Source organism: Rhodospirillales bacterium, assembly GCA_016699855.1.
Taxonomy (GTDB): domain Bacteria; phylum Pseudomonadota; class Alphaproteobacteria; order Reyranellales; family Reyranellaceae.
Genome location: CP064988.1, coordinates 4441834 through 4457870, shown reverse-complemented (window position 1 = coordinate 4457870; position 16037 = coordinate 4441834). Strand labels below are relative to the sequence as shown.

At 69.1% G+C, this 16037-nt stretch carries 12 protein-coding genes and 1 pseudogene; 5 read left to right on the top strand and 8 right to left on the bottom strand.

Annotation, left to right across the window (positions count from 1 at the left end; translation table 11 throughout):
* Nucleotides 1-114 precede the first annotated feature (114 nt).
* The 5 genes from IPK81_21045 to IPK81_21025 form a co-directional block, all read right to left on the bottom strand.
* Nucleotides 115-2349 carry a xanthine dehydrogenase family protein molybdopterin-binding subunit gene (locus IPK81_21045; GenBank protein QQS11985.1) on the bottom strand — a complete coding sequence of 745 codons (2235 nt, stop codon included), beginning with the start codon at nt 2347-2349 and terminating at the stop codon, nt 115-117.
* A gap of 251 nt (nt 2350-2600) precedes the next feature.
* Complete coding sequence (locus IPK81_21040) at nt 2601-4355, bottom strand: carbamoyltransferase (protein ID QQS11984.1); 1755 nt, start codon at nt 4353-4355, stop codon at nt 2601-2603.
* Nucleotides 4352-4657 carry a hypothetical protein gene (locus IPK81_21035; GenBank protein ID QQS11983.1) on the bottom strand — a complete coding sequence of 102 codons (306 nt, stop codon included), beginning with the start codon at nt 4655-4657 and terminating at the stop codon, nt 4352-4354. Before IPK81_21035 ends, IPK81_21040 begins: the two co-directional genes overlap by 4 nt.
* Entirely contained in the window at nt 4638-5153 is a 516-nt protein-coding gene (locus tag IPK81_21030) for a glycosyltransferase (GenBank protein ID QQS11982.1), read from the bottom strand. Before IPK81_21030 ends, IPK81_21035 begins: the two co-directional genes overlap by 20 nt.
* Nucleotides 5154-5199: 46 nt before the next feature.
* Entirely contained in the window at nt 5200-6015 is an 816-nt protein-coding gene (locus IPK81_21025; protein ID QQS11981.1) for an FkbM family methyltransferase, read from the bottom strand.
* Between the two features lie 265 nt (nt 6016-6280).
* Here IPK81_21025 and IPK81_21020 point away from each other — a divergent pair, with 265 nt between their 5' ends.
* From IPK81_21020 to IPK81_21005, 4 genes are all read left to right on the top strand, one after another.
* Nucleotides 6281-7699, top strand: coding sequence for an undecaprenyl-phosphate glucose phosphotransferase (locus IPK81_21020; protein QQS11980.1), 1419 nt, complete (start codon nt 6281-6283; stop codon nt 7697-7699).
* A 45-nt stretch (nt 7700-7744) separates the two neighbouring features.
* Nucleotides 7745-8947 (top strand): glycosyltransferase family 4 protein, encoded by a 1203-nt coding sequence (locus tag IPK81_21015; protein ID QQS11979.1) that lies wholly within the window; start codon nt 7745-7747, stop codon nt 8945-8947.
* Nucleotides 8948-9124: 177 nt separating this feature from the next.
* A complete protein-coding gene (locus IPK81_21010; protein ID QQS11978.1) occupies nt 9125-10147 on the top strand; it encodes an NAD-dependent epimerase/dehydratase family protein in 1023 nt (340 codons plus the stop codon).
* 55 nt (nt 10148-10202) lie between these two features.
* A complete protein-coding gene (locus IPK81_21005) occupies nt 10203-11648 on the top strand; it encodes a mannose-1-phosphate guanylyltransferase/mannose-6-phosphate isomerase (GenBank protein ID QQS11977.1) in 1446 nt (481 codons plus the stop codon).
* Nucleotides 11649-11831: 183 nt separating this feature from the next.
* On the opposite strand, the gene IPK81_21000 is transcribed toward IPK81_21005, so the two are convergent.
* The 3 genes and pseudogenes from IPK81_21000 to IPK81_20990 form a co-directional block, all read right to left on the bottom strand.
* A complete protein-coding gene (locus tag IPK81_21000; protein ID QQS11976.1) occupies nt 11832-12413 on the bottom strand; it encodes a hypothetical protein in 582 nt (193 codons plus the stop codon).
* Between the two features lie 64 nt (nt 12414-12477).
* Nucleotides 12478-13447 (bottom strand): annotated as a pseudogene (locus IPK81_20995) (SDR family oxidoreductase).
* 56 nt (nt 13448-13503) lie between these two features.
* Nucleotides 13504-14307: a serine/threonine protein phosphatase gene (locus IPK81_20990; GenBank protein QQS11975.1), complete on the bottom strand. Its 804-nt coding sequence runs from the start codon at nt 14305-14307 to the stop codon at nt 13504-13506.
* 160 nt (nt 14308-14467) lie between these two features.
* Here IPK81_20990 and IPK81_20985 point away from each other — a divergent pair, with 160 nt between their 5' ends.
* Complete coding sequence (locus IPK81_20985; protein ID QQS11974.1) at nt 14468-16024, top strand: long-chain-fatty-acid--CoA ligase; 1557 nt, start codon at nt 14468-14470, stop codon at nt 16022-16024.
* Nucleotides 16025-16037: the final 13 nt, after the last annotated feature.

Here is a 16037-nt window from a genome sequence, read left to right as displayed (position 1 = left end):
TGCCTCCCGTCATCCCGAGCGGTGCGGCGGAGGCGCGCGACCGCGGCGAGATCCTTCGACCACGGCGCTACGCGCCTCCGCTCGGGATGACAGCGCGGGGATGGCGCGCGCCGCCTACAGCCGCAGCGGCAGGCTGCGCAGGCGCTTGCCGGTGAGGTTGAACACGGCGTTGGCGACGGCGGGCGCGATGGGCGGCGTGCCGGGTTCGCCGACGCCGCCGATCGGCGCGTCCTTCGACTCGACGATGACCGTCTCGACCGCGGGCATGTCGGCCATCCGCAGCACTGGATAGTCGTCGAAGGTCGATTGCTCGACCCGGCCGTCCTTGATCGTGATCTCGCCCGACAGCGCCGCCGACAAGCCGTAGGCGATACCGCTCTCCATCTGCGCCCGCACGATCGCGGGATTGACGACCGGGCCGCAATCGACGGCGCAGACCACGCGCTTCACGCGGATGGCCGCGCCCTCGACCACGACATCGGCGACCTGCGCCACGATCGAGCCGAACGAGGCCCGCAGCGCCATGCCGCGGCCGATGCCGCCGGACGGGGTGACGCCCCAGCCGGCCTCGCGCGCGGCGGCGTCGAGCACGGCGAGATGGCGCGGCCGGTCCTTCAGCAGGCGTCGGCGCAGGACGTACGGGTCCTCCTTCAGCGCGTGCGCGATCTCGTCGAGGAAGCACTCGTCGAAGAACGCGGTGTGCGACTGCCCCACCGAGCGCCAGAAGCCGACCGGCACCGGTCCCTTGGGCACCATGGCGTCGAGCCGGTACGACGCGAAGGCGTAGGGCGGATTCTCGACGCTGTTCATGTCGGGATCGCCGGGTTCGGAGATGCCGAGGATGCGGGCGGGGAACTGGCTCGACGCCGACTGGCCGACGAGCCGCGCGCTCCACGACGGCGCGCCGCCGACCCCGGTCGGCAGCTTCGCCGTGAACCGCGCCAGCGCCATCGGCCGGTAGAAATCGTGCCTGACGTCCTCCTCGCGCGACCACAGCACGCGCACCGGCGCGCCCCGGACCGCCTTCGCGACGGCGACGGCCTGGCGCACGAGATCGACCTCGGCGCGCCGCCCGAAGCCGCCGCCCAGCAGCGTGGTGTGGACGGTCACCTTGGCCTGCGGCAGGCCGCTCTCCTTGGCCGCGACGTAGCGCATCAACGACGGCGATTGGTTGGGCATCCAGATCTCGAGCCCGGAATCGTCGAGCCGCGCCGTGCAGTTCATCGGCTCCATCGTGGCGTGCGCCAGATAAGGCGCGCGATACGTCGCCGCGAGTTCGGCGCCGGCCGGCGCCTTGGCCGCGTCGCCGACCGTGCGCGTCAGCCTGGCCTTGCCGTCGATCGCCAGCTTCTCGTACGTGGCCCACAGCGTCTCGGTCGACAGCTTGGCGTTCGGCCCCTCCTCCCACGTGATCTTCAGGCCGTCGGCGAGGAATTTCTCGGCCCGCCACCAGCTATCGGCGACGACCGCGACCGCCGCCGGCATGTCGACGACCTTGCGCACGCCCTTCGGCAGACCGCCCGATGGGATCGTGAAGCCAGAGAATCTCCCGCCGAATACCGGGCAGTTGCGCACGGCGGCGTGCAGGATACCGTCGGCACGCACATCGACGCCGAAGATTGCCGAGCCGTTGACCTTCTCGGCGACATCCAGCCGCGGTTGTGGCTTGCCGATGAGACGGAAATCGACGGGGTTCTTCAGCTTCACGTCGGTCAGCGCATCGAGGTCGCCGATCGCGTCGACCAGCTCGGCGAAACCCGCGACCTTGCGGCCGTCGCGCGTTCGGACCTCCGACTCGACGACGGTCAACCCGCCGGCGGCGATTCCGGCCTTGCGCGCCGCCGCCCGGACCAGCAGGTCGCGCGCGGCGGCGCCGGCCAACCGCATCGGGCCCCATGCGTTGCGCACCGACGTGCTGCCGCCGGTCGCGACCACGCCCAGGACGCCCATCGTCTTGGCGGCGGCCCAGCGCGCGCCGTCGACCACCATGCCGGTCTCCTCCGGCGAGAACGGCAGGCCGTCGATCAGGATCTCGACGTTGCGGTAGACGCCGCTCTCCGGCGGATCCTCGACGCGCACGTCGCTCCACCGGGCATCCATCTCCTCGGCCACGAGCTGCGCCAGCGCGGTGTGGACGCCCTGCCCCATCTCCGCCCGCGGCACCGCGACGATCACGGCGCCGTCTCGCGCGATCTTGACCCAGCCGTTGAGAGCCACCTGCCCGTCGCGCGGCGCGAACAGCTTGCGATCGCCCATCCGGTCGCGCTCGCGCGCGAACCAGTAGCCGACCACCAGCCCGGCGGCGCCGAGGGAGCCACCGACCACCAGCTTGCGGCGCGTCAGCTTCATGCGCGATGTCTCCACGGGGACGGGCGTCAGGAGCGGAGTATGGGCGGCGGCGCGCCGGCGCGCCACCCGTGTCGACGTGGCCGACACGGCCACGCCCCTTTACATCATCCTGGGAGCGGCGCCGTGGGCGCGCAATCGAAGGATCTTTCCGCGACGCTCGACCGGACAAGATACTTCGACCGCGGCGCCGCGCGCCGCCGCTCGGGACGACATGGAGCGATGGCGAGAAGAACTCGAGCCGGGCGCGCGCGTCAACGCGCGACGATGGTGTTCCCGAGCACGAGGAAGTCCATCTTGGTGCGCAGGAAGCAATCCAGCGCTTCCTCCGGACGGCAAACCACCGGCTCGTTCTCGTTGAAGCTGGTGTTGAGCACGATCGGCACGCCCGTGAGATCGCGGAAGGCCGAGATCAGCTTGTGGTAGCGGGCGTTGCCCGCGGCGGTGACGGTCTGCAGCCGGCCGGAGCCGTCGACGTGTGTGACGGCGGGGATCTGCGCGCGGCGCGCCGGGCGGATCTTGAACACCTGCATCATGAACGGCACGTCGTCGTCGGTCTCGAACCAATCCGCGACCGCCTCGCGCAGGATCGACGGAGCGAACGGCCGGAACGACTCGCGGCGTTTGATCTTGAGGTTGAGGATGTCCTTCATGTCGGCGCGGCGCGGATCGGCGAGGATCGAGCGGTTGCCCAGCGCCCGGGGACCCCACTCCAGCCGTCCCTGGAACCAGCCGATCACCTTGCCCTCGTCGATCGCCGCGGCGGTGCGCCGGCACAGCTCGTCCTCGTCCGCGACGGTCTCGACGACGCAGTTCTCGCGCGCGATGTCGGCCTCGCGCGCCGCGATGGCGGCGGCGATCTCCGCCGGCGTCGCGGACGGGCCCCAGTAGGCGTGGTCCATCGTGAAGTGGCGCTTCGCGGCCTTGCCTTCGGGCAGCTCGTGCCAGACGCGGAACGCCGCCCCGATCGCGCCGCCGGCGTCGCCGCCGGCCGACTGGATGTAGCAGCGCTTGAAACCGCTGCGCTCGTAGACCTTGCCGTTGGCGACCGAATTGTAGGCGCAGCCGCCCGACAGCACGACGGCGTCGGTGTCGTAGCGTTTGCGCAGCGCGTTGAGCAGGTTGAAGAACGCGTTCTCGTACATGGCCTGCGCCGAGCGGGCGAGATCCATGTGGCGTTGCTCGAGCTTGTCGTCCTTGCCGCGCGCCGGACCGAGCAGATCCTGCATTGCGTCGGCCCAGATCTTGCCGCCCGACGGCGTGCCGTCGCGCACCTCGTATTTCGAGCCCTCCTTGGCGTGGGTGTAGTAGCGCAGGTCGAGCTCGAACGTGCCGTCGTCCCTGAGCAGGACCAGCTTCTCCATCTCCTTGAGGTGTTTCGGCTCGCCGTACGGCGCCAGGCCCATGACCTTGTACTCGTCGCCGTAGTGCGGGAAGCCGATGAACTGCGTGATGCCCTCGTAGAAGATCCCGAGCGAGTGCGGGAAATGCACGCGGCCGTCGATCCGCAGCTCGCCGCGCTCGCCCAGACCCCAGGCGGCGCTGGCGAAGTCGCCGAAGCCGTCGACCGACACCGCGACCGCCTTGTCGAACGGCGAGACGTAGTAGGCCGAGGCGAGATGGCACATGTGGTGCTCGACGGCGTGGATCCGGCCGGCGAATTTCATGTCGGGCAGCGACTCCGCGAGATGCGCGCCGACGTCGCCCCATTGGCGGCGGTTGCGCAGGCGGCTGAGCAGCAGGTCGAGGCTCGGCCGCTTGGTCGCGACGTAGCCGAGCTTGCGCCAGAAGCTGGCGCGGCCGTCGCGGTTGATGGCGACATGCCCGACCTGGTCGAGACCGATGCCGGCCTCCTCCAGGCAGTAGCGGATCGCCTCGCTGGGGAAGCCGCCCCAGTGCTTGAGACGGCGGAAGCGCTCCTCCTCGGCGGCGGCCACCAGCGCGCCGTCCTTCACCAGGCAGGCCGCCGAATCGGCGTGGAACGCGTTGAGGCCGAGGATGTAGGTCATCTTCCGAAGCTCGGGGGTTCGGCCGGCGCGGCCGCGAGATCGCGGCGCAGCAGCAGCATCGACAGGATCAGGTCCGCCGTGGCGCGCTGGCAGGCGTAGAACAGGCCGGCGCGGCCGTCGAGGATCAGGCCCTTGCCGAACAGGCAATAGAGGAACACCGCCGGCGGGCCAAGCACGCGCGTCAACCGGACGCGGTCGCCCCACGACAGCGCCGACCACGGCGTCGTCGCCAGCTTGTCGGCCTCGCGGCGTTGGTAGGCGAACTGCGACGCCAGCCAGCGGTCAAGCCCCCTTGCGGTCATCGTGGTCGATGCGGCCAACCAGCGTCGGCACGGTCCCCGCGACGACGGCCTTCTCGGTGTGGCCGTCCTGCTCGAACGTCACGCGGTCGCGCCGGAACAGCGTCGGAAGCGGCGGATAGAGCGAGCCGCGCAACCTGCGGCCGTCGATCTTGTAGTCGAACGCGGTGCGGTAGCCGCCAATCTCGTCGGCGGGCCTCAGTCCGGCGATCTCGTCGATAGTCGCCTCGGGCACGATGTAGTCGGCGTCGAGCCGCAGCACCCACGGCGTCGACACGCCCGTCTCCTGGACGGCGTAGGTCCATTGCCGGGCGTGGCCGTCGAACCGGCGCACCACGAGACGGGAGTTGGCGAAGCCACCGACGATCGCGGCGGTGTCGTCGTCGCTGCCGCTGTCGAGCACGACCACCTCGCGCGCCCACCGCAGCCGCTCGAGGTTGCGGCCGATGTTGGGCGCCTCGTTGTAGGTCAGGACGACCGGCGTGATCTGGTCGAGCATCGCGCACGCAGATGTGGCGGGGACAACGGAAGGAAGGCCGGGAGCGTCACGACGGCGCGCGGAAGCAGAAAACGCACAGGCCCTTCACGGCCCAGTCGAAGGGCTGCGCCGCCAGCGCCCGCATGGCGGCGGCGCCGGCGCCGCCACCGCGGCGGGCCCAGTCGTTGGGCATGAAGATCACGTGGCGCACCCGCGCCAGCCAAGGCGTCGGCGCCCGGAAGATGGCCTTCTCGGCGCCCTCGACGATCAGCTTCACGATCAGCGGCTCGCCGTTCGGGATCCGCGCGATGACCTCGTCGATCGTCACCGTCGGCAGCGCGCCCCGGGTCGCCGCCGGCGCCTCGTCGACGGCGTACTGCCACGGTTCGGCGGCGGGGTTGACGATCACCACCGTGGTCGGCCGGTCCCACAGCGCGGCGGCAACCGGCACGATGTTGGCGTAGCCGGCGGCGTTGCGACGGATCATCTCGAGATTGCACGCCGCAGGCTCGACCGCGAACACCGTGGCCTGCGGGAAGCGCGCGGCGAACCTGATCGACGACAGGCCGATATTGGCGCCGCCATCGACGATCACCGCCGCCGGACCGAGCCTCGTCGCCTCGGCGTCCAGCGCGGCCTCCTGCGGGCAGCCGTCCAGCTCGTAGGCGCGGCGCAGGAAGACCTGCTCGAAATTGGCGATATCCGACGTGCCCGGCCGCAGCCAGATCGGATGCGGCAGTCCGGGAACGCGCACGGCGCGCGCCGCGTCGACCGACAGACCGCGCCCCGGACGCCCCAGCGTCCACCAGACGCGCACTCCCGCCGGCGCGCCGAACGAGCGCACGCATCGGTAGAGTTGGCGCAGGCGATTGAGCGACGTCATCAGCGGGGCGGGTCTCCGATGGCGGGCGGGTGGACGCTCACGACGTTTTGCGAGTCGACCAATGACATCAATAATACCCTCTAACCATTTATTTTTAAATTGAAAAATGTTAGATTATCTTGCGATCACGACCTGCCGCCACATTGACCGGATCATGCCGACCACCTTATACCTTCGCCCCGGTCGACATTGTTTCCCGGTGGTTTTCCAGAGTAACCGTCGGCTTCCGGGCGGAACATCCGAAAGGACGGCGTAAGGCGCGGCCATGGATAAATCCAAGGCGCTCTCCGAGAAACAGCTGCTGTGGTCGGTCCGGCTGCTCGACGTCGTGGTCCCGGCGCTGATCGGCTGGATCGCGATCATGATCTGGCTGCCGGAGCACCTCTCCAATTTCGACAGCCAGTACCTGCTGGCCATGGCGGCCAGCTCGTTGCTGGTCGCCAACGTCTTCCACGCGCTCGACCTCTACTCCCTGCGCAACCTCGCCAACGTGCCACGGCAGATCGGACGCCTGACGGTCGGCTGGACGGCCGTGGTCGGCGTGCTGCTGCTGGCCGCGTTCGCCGCCAAGGTGTCGTCCAACTTCCCGCGCGGCTGGGCGATCCTCTGGTACTTCTGGAGCCTAGGCAGCTTCATCTCCGTGCGCTTCGTCGCGTTCATCGTGCTCAGCCGTTGGATCGACTCCGGCCGCCTGGTGCGCGACGTCGCCATCGTCGGCGCCGGTCCGCACGGCCGCCGCCTGATCCAGCACCTGCGTCAGCAATCGAACACGGATTGGCGCATCGTCGGCGTGTGGGACGAGCGCGCCGTGCGGCCGATCGAGCCGGTCGAGGGCGTGCCGGTGCGCGGCACGGTCGACGACCTGATCGAGCACGCCCGCCGCAATCCCGTCGACCAGATCGTGGTGGCGCTGCCCTGGGCGGCCGAGATCCGGGTCATGCGGGTGTTGAAGAAGCTGTGGGAGCTGCCGGTCGAGATCCGGCTGGCGCCCGACATGATCGGCTTCCGGCTGGCGCATTGCGCCTACAGCGAGATGGGCGACGTGCCGGTGCTCAACGTGTTCGACCGGCCGCTGTCGGAGGAGAAGCTGATCCTCAAGCGGCTCGAGGACATCGTGCTGGCCTGCCTGATGCTGGTCGTGTTCTCGCCGGTGATGCTGGCGGCGGCGATCGCGATCAAGCTCGACAGCAAGGGCCCGGTGCTGTTCCGCCAGATGCGCTACGGCTTCAACAACCGCAAGATCCAGGTGTGGAAATTCCGCTCGATGCGGGCCGACGAATGCCGCGACCTGGCGCCGATACAGGCGACGCGCGACGATCCGCGCATCACGCGGGTCGGCCGCTTCCTGCGCCGCACCTCGATCGACGAGCTGCCCCAGATCTTCAACGTGCTGTCCGGCACCATGTCGGTGGTCGGTCCCCGGCCGCACCCGATCGACACCAAGGCCGAGAACGTGCTGTTCGAGGAGGCGGTCGACGAGTACGCCGCCCGCCACCGCGTCAAGCCGGGCCTGACCGGCTGGGCCCAGGTCAACGGCTGGCGCGGCGAGACCGACACGATCGAGAAGATACAGCGGCGCGTCGACCACGACCTCTACTACATCGAGAACTGGTCGCTGTATTTCGACATCAAGATCGTCCTGCTGACCGTGGTCGCGGTGCTGCGCGGCAAAAACGCCTACTGACCTGCGGCGCACCGCCGCCCCGCCGACCCGGATCCACGCCGCGCCATGCGCATCCTGCTGCACGACTATTCCGGACATCCCTTCCAGGTCCAGCTGGCGCGCGAGCTGGCGCGGCGCGGCCACGCCGTGCGCCACCTCTTCTCGTCGGCGATCCAGACGCCGCGCGGCGCGCTGGCCCGCCTTCCCGGCGATCCGGAGACGTTCGAGGTCGCCGCCATCGATCCCGGCGAGTCGCTGGCGAAGTACAGCTACGTCAAACGCTTCCGCCAGGAGCGCCGCTACGGCGGCCTGCTGCGCGACGCGCTGGCGGCGTTCAAGCCGGACGTGGCGTTGATGAGCAACACCCCGCCCGACGCGCTGGTGGCGCCGAGGCGGTGGTGCGCGGACAACGGCGCCGGCTTCGTTTTCTGGGTGCAGGACATCTACGCCGAGGCGATCGCCCGCATCCTCGGGCGCAAATTCGGCCCGCTCGGCGCGCCGGTGGCCTGGCACTACCGGCGGCTGGAGGGCGGCTTGCTGCGCGGCAGCGACCACGTCGTGCCGATCACCGACGATTTCAGGCCCCTGCTGCGCGGCTGGGGCGTGCGCGACGACCGCATGACGACGGTCGAGAACTGGGCGCCGCTGGACGAGCTGCCGTTGCGGCCGCGGGACAATCCCTTCTCCCGGGAACACGATCTCGTCGGGCGTACGGTGTTCCTCTATTCCGGCACGCTCGGGCTGAAGCACAACCCCGGCCTGTTGCTGGCGTTGGCCGAGGACCGGCGGGCGGACCCGGCCGCGCGGGTGGTGGTGGTGTCGGAGGGTCTCGGCGCGGCGTGGCTGGCCGAGCGCAAGGCCGAGCGCGGACTCGACAATCTGCTGCTGCTGCCATTCCAGCCGTTCGACCGGGTGCCGGACATGCTGGCCTCCGCCGACGTGCTGATGGCGATCCTCGAACCGGACGCCGGCGTCTACTCGGTGCCGTCCAAGGTGCTGACGTATCTCTGCGCCGGAAAGCCGCTGCTGGCCGCCATGCCGCCGGAGAATCTGGCGGCCCGGACGATCGCCGCGGAGGGCGCGGGGCGGGTCGTCGGCCCCGCGGACGAGGCCGGATTCGTGGCCGCCGCAAAGGCGTTGACGACCGAGCCGGCGGCACGGGAACTGGCCGGCGCGAAGGCCCGGGCCTACGCCATGCGGACGTTTGACATCGACCGGATCGGGGATAAATTTGAGGACATCTTGCAGCGAACGTGCAGTCGAACATGACCGGAGCCGGACGAATCCGCAACAAATGGGGCAGCCGTCATTGCCGGACGCCCCATATCTGCGATTCCACATGCATGAGTCATAAATTAATGAAGAACGTTATAAAACGCTCGCAACTCTCTGAAAAATTTATATACTCACATCATTCTTAATGTAATTTATTAACAAGGTTTCACCATGAACGATACTGACCTCGTCGTCGTCACGGGAGCCGGCGGATTCATCGGCGGGCACCTTGTCGGTTACCTCCAGTCCGAGTTCGGCCATTCGCGCGTGCGCGCGGTCGACGTCAAACCGCTCGAGCATTGGTACCAGATCCACCCCACCGCCGAGAGCCTGAGCCTCGACGTCAGCCAGCGCGAGAGCGCCTACCGCGCCAGCCGGGGCGCCCGCACCGTCTACAATCTGGCCGCCGACATGGGCGGCATGGGGTTCATCGAGACCCACAAGGCCGAGTGCATGCTCTCGGTCCTGACCAACACCCACATGCTGATGGCGGCGCGCGACTACGGGGTCGAGCGCTACTTCTTCTCGTCCTCGGCCTGCGTCTACGCCGCCGACAAGCAGACCGATTCCGACGTCACGGCCCTCAAGGAGGCCGACGCCTACCCCGCCATGCCGGAGGACGGCTACGGCTGGGAGAAGCTGTTCAGCGAGCGCATGTGCCGCCACTTCCGCGAGGATTTCGGCATCAAGACGCGCATGGCGCGCTACCACAACGTCTACGGCCCCAACGGCACCTACGACGGCGGCCGTGAGAAGGCGCCGGCCGCGGTGTGCCGCAAGATCATCCAGGCCAAGATGTCGGGCCGCCACGAGATCGAGATCTGGGGCGACGGCGAGCAGACACGCTCGTTCATGTACATCGACGACTGCCTGGTCGGCACCACGCGGCTCACCGCCAGCGAGTTCGAGGAGCCACTCAACGTCGGCAGCGACGAGCTGGTGACCATCAACCAGCTGGTCGACATCGTCGAGCGCATCGCCGGCGTGAAGCTGCTGCGCCACTACAAGCTGGACGCGCCCAAGGGCGTGCGCGGCCGCAACAGCGACAACACGCTGATCAAGCAGGTGCTGGGCTGGGCGCCGTCGGTGCGCCTGGAAGACGGCATGGAAAAGACCTATCGTTGGATTTACGACGAAATGGTTGCCGGCAAGGAATCGCGGGTGAACGGCCTGTCGCGCCCGGCCGCCGCCTGACGCGCTCCCGGCCGCGGTCGTCGCGACCGGCCGGCCCTCGGAGAACGTGCAGCCGATGTCAGATCCTTTCGCGCCTGGCGCGCCGATCCAGCCGGTGATCCTGTCCGGCGGGTCGGGGACGCGCCTGTGGCCGCTGTCCCGTGAAGCGTACCCGAAGCAGTTCCTGGCCCTGACTGGCGAACGGTCCCTGCTCCAGCAGACGGTGGAGCGCGTCGCCGACCCGGCGCGCTTCCTGCCGCCGGTGATCGTGTGCAACGCCGAGCACCGCTTCCTGGTGGCCGAGCAGACCCGCGCGATCGGCGTGGTCCCGGCCGCGATCGTGCTCGAGCCCGCCCCCCGCAACACCGCCCCGGCGGTCGCCATCGGCGCGCTGATGGCCGCCGCCGGCGATCCGCGGCGGCCGATCCTGGTGCTGCCGTCGGACCACGCGGTGCGCCGGCCCGAGGCTTTCCTCGCCGCCGTCGACGCCGGACTCGTCGCCGCCATGGACGGCGACCTTGTCACCTTCGGCGTCACCCCGCACGCGCCCGAGACCGGCTTCGGCTACATCCAGCTAGGCGCCCCCGCGCCGCACGCGCCGGGCGTGCGCGCCGTCGCGCGCTTCGTCGAGAAGCCCGACGCCGCCACGGCGCGGCGCTTCCTCGAGGCCGGCGACCACGTGTGGAACGGCGGCATCTTCCTGATGCGCTCGGACCTCTACCTCGCCGAGCTGAAGCGCTTCGAGCCCGAGATCCTCGCCGCCTGCGCCGCCTCGTTCCAGACCGCGCGCCGCGACCTCGACTTCATCCGCCTCGACAAGGCGGCGTTCGAGGCCTCGCCGTCGAAATCCATCGACTACGCCGTCATGGAGCGCACCGCGCGCGCCGCCGTCGTGCCGGTCGACATGGGCTGGAACGACGTCGGCTCGTGGGATGCGCTATGGACCATCGCGGCGCGCGACGCCGCCGGCAACGCGCTGGTCGGCGCCGCCGAGGCGGTGGACACCAGGGACAGCTACGTGCGCGCCGAGGACGGCGTGATGGTGGCGACGCTCGGCGTCAGCGACCTGATCGTGGTGGCGTCGGCCGACGCCGTGCTGGTGGCCGACCGCCGCCGCGCCCAGGACGTCAAGAAAGTGGTCGAGCGCCTCAAGAGCGCCGGCCGCGCCGAGGGCTCGACGCATCTCAAGGTGTTCCGCTCGTGGAGCTACTGCGAGACGGTGTACGGCTTCCAACGTCACCAGGTCAAGCACATCCAGGTGGTGCCCGGCCGCGCGCTGAGTCTGCAGAAGCACAACCAGCGCGCCGAGCACTGGATCGTGGTGCGCGGCGTCGCGCGCGTCACCCGAGGCAACGACGTGTTCGAGCTGTTCGAGAACCAGTCGACCTACATCCCGCTGGGCACCCGCCATCGCCTCGAGAACCCCGGCGACCAGCCGCTGCACCTCATCGAGGTCCAGTCCGGCGCCTATCTCGGCGAGGACGACATCGTCCGTTACGAGGACCAGTACGGCCGGGACTGAGGGGCGGATGCGCCCGGCGCGCGCGGACACGGATGACGCGCGGGGCCGGCGCGGCCGCGATTGACGCACCCGCGGAACGTCCACCCCCCCCTGTCATCCCGAGCGCAGCGAGGGATCCAGGCGCCGACCCTGGATCCCTCGCTGCGCTCGGGATGACAGGGGGCACAGCGGGCGCGGGCACGCTCAAAACATGACGCGCTTGAAGTAGTAACTACCGTGGAGGCGCTCCACGTACACGGGGCAATGGCGCCTCGCCCATCGGTCACACTCTTCTCGAGGATTGCTGAAATCGTCACCTTCATCGTATTCGACGCTCAGCAGGTAGCTTGGCGAGAGGAAGCCGTGGACCGTGCCGATCGGGAACGAAACGGCGCGCCGCCCATCCGGCCCCGGGGTCGCGCGCGACACCTCATATAGGTAGTACGGCGACAACGCCCAGAAACGGATATCCCGAAGCGGAAGAGTCCACACACCCACCGCAAGAGCGATTGAGGGGATCGCTGTCGCTACGCCGACGGTGATCGACGTCCAGTCGCGATTGAGGACTGAAAGCGTGAAGATGCCGATCCAATACGCCGGGATCTGAACCATCACGGTCGCCGCTACCATCTGCACCACAGGCGTAGGGTAGCCGAGAAAAAAACAGAGCTCGGCGAAGAGCCAGATCGCAGCCAATACAATCAGGGCACAGCAGCGAACGATCCCGCCCGCCAACATGGTGCGTCGTAGCGCGGAGGTTCTCGCGAAATCGGTGCGCGCGTCCATGCGGCCCGCTATAGGCCGCTGGTTTGCCGATCCTGTGCAATTGTTCTGGAGTTTCCGCGCGCCGTCAGGCGCGGCGCTCGCCGTAGGGTTCGCCGTTGGTCAGCAGGTCGTCGAAATAGGCGATGGTCTTCTTGAGGCCGGCGTCGAGCCGGACCGCCGGCGTCCACTTCAGGAGCTTCTTCGCCAGCCGGATGTCGGGCTTGCGCTGCAGCGGGTCGTCGACCGGCAACGGCTTGCGCACCAGCTTCGATTTCGAGTTGGTCAGCGCGATCACCTTCTCGGCCAGTTCGCGGATCGTGAACTCGCCGGGGTTGCCGAGATTGACCGGGCCGGTGGTCCCGTCCGGCGCCGCCATGAGGCGGACGAAACCCTCGATCAGGTCGTCGACGTAGCAGAACGAGCGCGTCTGCTGGCCGTCGCCGTAGATCGTGATCGGCTCGCCCTTCAGCGCCTGGACGATGAAGTTCGACACCACGCGGCCGTCGTTGGGGTGCATGCGCGGGCCGTAGGTGTTGAAGATGCGCGCGACCCGGATCGCGCAGCTTGTGCTGGCGGTGGTAGTCGAAGAACAGCGTCTCGGCGCAGCGCTTGCCCTCGTCGTAGCAGGCGCGCGGGCCGATCGGGTTGACGTTGCCGCGGTAGCTCTCGGGCTGCGGATGCACGTCGGGGTCGCCGTAGACCTCGCTGGTCGAGGCCTGGAAGATCTTGGCCCGCGTGCGCTTGGCCAGCCCCAGCATGTTGATGGCGCCGTGCACGCTGGTCTTGGTCGTCTGCACCGGATCGAACTGGTAGTGGATCGGCGAGGCCGGGCAGGCGAGGTTGTAGATCTCGTCGACCTCGACGTAGAGCGGGAAGGTCACGTCGTGGCGCAGCACCTCGAAGTGCGGATGCTCGAGCAGCGGCACGATGTTGCGCTTGGTGCCGGTGAAGTAGTTGTCGACGCACAGCACGTCGTGGCCGTCCGCCAGCAGCCGCTCGCACAGGTGCGAGCCGAGGAAGCCGGCGCCGCCGGTGACGAGGATTCTCTTCGACATCGATCCGTGCCCCTACTCGAAATCCATAGCCGGCCGCGCGCCGGGCGGAAGAAGATCTACCGCGCCGCCGTCCGCGCCCGCTCGACCGCGGCGGTGGCGAGGAACCAGCGCTGGTCGTCCTCCAGCCCCAGGCACGTGAGCACGCCCGACGCGAAGGCGCCGGTGTCGATGCCGATGCGGTTGGCGCGCACCACCGGCGCCGCCGTCGGCGTGTGGCCGTGCACGATGACGCGGCCGTGCTCGACCGGGCTCGACAGGAACTCGTCGCGGATCCACAGCGCGTCGGCGGCGCGCTGGGCGCCCAGCGGCACCCCCGGCTTCACCCCGGCGTGCACGAAGGCGTAGTCGCCGGCCTCGCACAGCATCTGGAGGTCGCGCAGGAAGTCGACGTGCGACGCCGGGATCCGTTCGACCAGTTGCCGGCGCATGTCGGCGTGGCGCTTCATGCCGATCAGCCCCGGCGTGGCGCGCACGCCGTAGCTCAACAGGGTGGCGTCGCCGCCGAAGCTCGACCAGGTCGGGCCGATCGACGGGTCGTCGAGGAAGCGCAGCATCGCCTCGTCGTGGTTGCCCATCAGATGGACCGCGGCGAAGGTCGGCAGCGGATCCGACACCAGCAGGTCGATGACGCCCTTGGAGTCGGGCCCGCGGTCGACGTAGTCGCCGAGATAGATCAGCGAGGCGGTCTCGACCGCCGGTCGGGCGGCATGGTCCTCGAGGATCGCCTCGTGCAGCGCCGTCAGCAGATCGAGCCGGCCGTGGATGTCGCCGATGGCGTAGACGCGGTGCCCCGGCGGCACGACGCGGCGTCGCGGCGTCGCCGGCATCCCGCCCGACCGACCGAAGATCCTACCCAACATCGTTCAACAATACCCGCATCGGCTCCGCCTTTCCATACAAGATTGGCGCGCAAGCCACTGTCCTGACTATAAAATCATCCAAGGGAACCGCGTCGCTGTTGGAGCCGCGCCGCGGCGCCTGCTAGCATCCCCGGCAACGCGCCAAGGGGGGACGAACGCCGTGAGCGACATCCACGTCATCGCCGACATCTTCCGGCACCACGCCAAGCTGCGGCCGGACCTGCCGGCGGTCGTCCAGGACGGCGCGGCGACGACCTACCGGCAGCTCGACGCCGCCGCCAGCAAAGTCGCCAACGGGCTGGTCGCCGCCGGCCTGAAGCCGCAGAGCCGCGTCGCCCATCTCGACAAGAGCGATCCGCGTTTCTTCGAGCTGCTGGCCGGCGCCGCCAAGGCCAACGCGGTGATGGTCTCGGTCAACTGGCGGCTGGCGGCCCCGGAGGTGCTGCACATCGTCAACGACGCCGGCGCCAAGATCCTGTTCGTCGGCGAGGAGTATTTCCCGGTCGTCGACCGCATCCGGGCGGAGCTGACGACGGTGCGCGAGATCGTGGCGTTGACCGGCGCGCATCCCGATTTCGAGCCGTTCGACCGCTGGCGCGACCGCCAGGCCGCCGCCGACCCGATGATCGCGATCGAGCCCGGCGACGTCGCGGTGCAGTTCTACACCTCCGGCACGACCGGCCTGCCCAAGGGCGCGCAGCTCACCAACGCCAACCTGCTGCACTTGCTGCCGACCTGGACGCCGACCTGGCACATGGCGCCGGGCGTGCCGAACATGGTCATCCTGCCGATGTTCCACATCGGCGGCGCCGGCTGGGCCCTGGCCGGGCTCTACGCGGGTTGCACGAACTTCGTCGTGCGCGAGGTCGTGCCGCTGCAGATCCTGCAGATCATCGCCGCGCACCGCATCGAGGTGATCCTGCTGGTGCCGGCGATCATCCTGTTCCTGATGCAGACGCCGCAGATCGCCGAGACCGACATGTCGTCGCTCAAGCTGGTGGTGTATGGCGCGGCGCCGATCCCGGCCGAGCTGCTTCGCCAGGCGCTGAAGGTGTTCCCCTGCGGCTTCCAGCAGGTCTACGGCCTGACCGAGACCACCGGCGCCGTCACCCTGCTGCCGCCGGAGGACCACGACCCCGACGATCCGAAGAAGCTGCTGTCCTGCGGCTACGCCCAGAAGGGCGTCGAGCTGCGCATCGTCGGCGAGGACGGGCGGGATTGCGCGCTCGACGCGGTCGGCGAGATCGCGGTGCGCTCGCCGCAGATCATGAAGGGCTACTGGAAGCTGCCGGAGGCGACCGCGCGCGCCATGCGCGGCGACTGGTTCTTCACCGGCGACGCCGGCTACCTCGACGCCAAGGGCTACCTGTTCATCTACGACCGCGTGAAGGACATGATCGTCAGCGGCGGCGAGAACATCTACCCCGCCGAGGTCGAGAGCGCGCTGTTCAGCCATCCCGCCATCGCCGACGTCGCGGTGATCGGCGTGCCCGACGAGCGCTGGGGCGAGGCCGTGAAGGCCGTCGTCGTGACCAAGCCCGGCACCGAATTGACGCCGGCCGAGGTGATCCGCTGGGCGCGCGAGCGCATCGCCGGCTACAAGCTGCCGAAGACCGTCGATTTCGTCGACGCCCTGCCCCGCAACCCCACCGGCAAGATCCTCAAGCGCGAGCTGCGCGAGCCGTACTGGAAGGGCAAGGAGCGGCGGGTGAATTGAGGGGCAGCTTCTC

Bases quoted from the DNA above. Each gene is read 5' to 3' on its own strand.
- IPK81_20990 (QQS11975.1), bottom strand. From the start codon at position 14,307: ATGTTGGGTAGGATCTTCGGTCGGTCGGGCGGGATGCCGGCGACGCCG.
- IPK81_21005 (QQS11977.1), top strand. From the start codon at position 10,203: ATGTCAGATCCTTTCGCGCCTGGCGCGCCGATCCAGCCGGTGATCCTG.
- IPK81_21000 (QQS11976.1), bottom strand. From the start codon at position 12,413: ATGGACGCGCGCACCGATTTCGCGAGAACCTCCGCGCTACGACGCACC.
- IPK81_21025 (QQS11981.1), bottom strand. From the start codon at position 6,015: ATGACGTCGCTCAATCGCCTGCGCCAACTCTACCGATGCGTGCGCTCG.
- IPK81_21015 (QQS11979.1), top strand. From the start codon at position 7,745: ATGCGCATCCTGCTGCACGACTATTCCGGACATCCCTTCCAGGTCCAG.
- IPK81_21010 (QQS11978.1), top strand. From the start codon at position 9,125: ATGAACGATACTGACCTCGTCGTCGTCACGGGAGCCGGCGGATTCATC.
- IPK81_21045 (QQS11985.1), bottom strand. From the start codon at position 2,349: ATGAAGCTGACGCGCCGCAAGCTGGTGGTCGGTGGCTCCCTCGGCGCC.
- IPK81_21040 (QQS11984.1), bottom strand. From the start codon at position 4,355: ATGACCTACATCCTCGGCCTCAACGCGTTCCACGCCGATTCGGCGGCC.
- IPK81_21035 (QQS11983.1), bottom strand. From the start codon at position 4,657: ATGACCGCAAGGGGGCTTGACCGCTGGCTGGCGTCGCAGTTCGCCTAC.
- IPK81_21030 (QQS11982.1), bottom strand. From the start codon at position 5,153: ATGCTCGACCAGATCACGCCGGTCGTCCTGACCTACAACGAGGCGCCC.
- IPK81_21020 (QQS11980.1), top strand. From the start codon at position 6,281: ATGGATAAATCCAAGGCGCTCTCCGAGAAACAGCTGCTGTGGTCGGTC.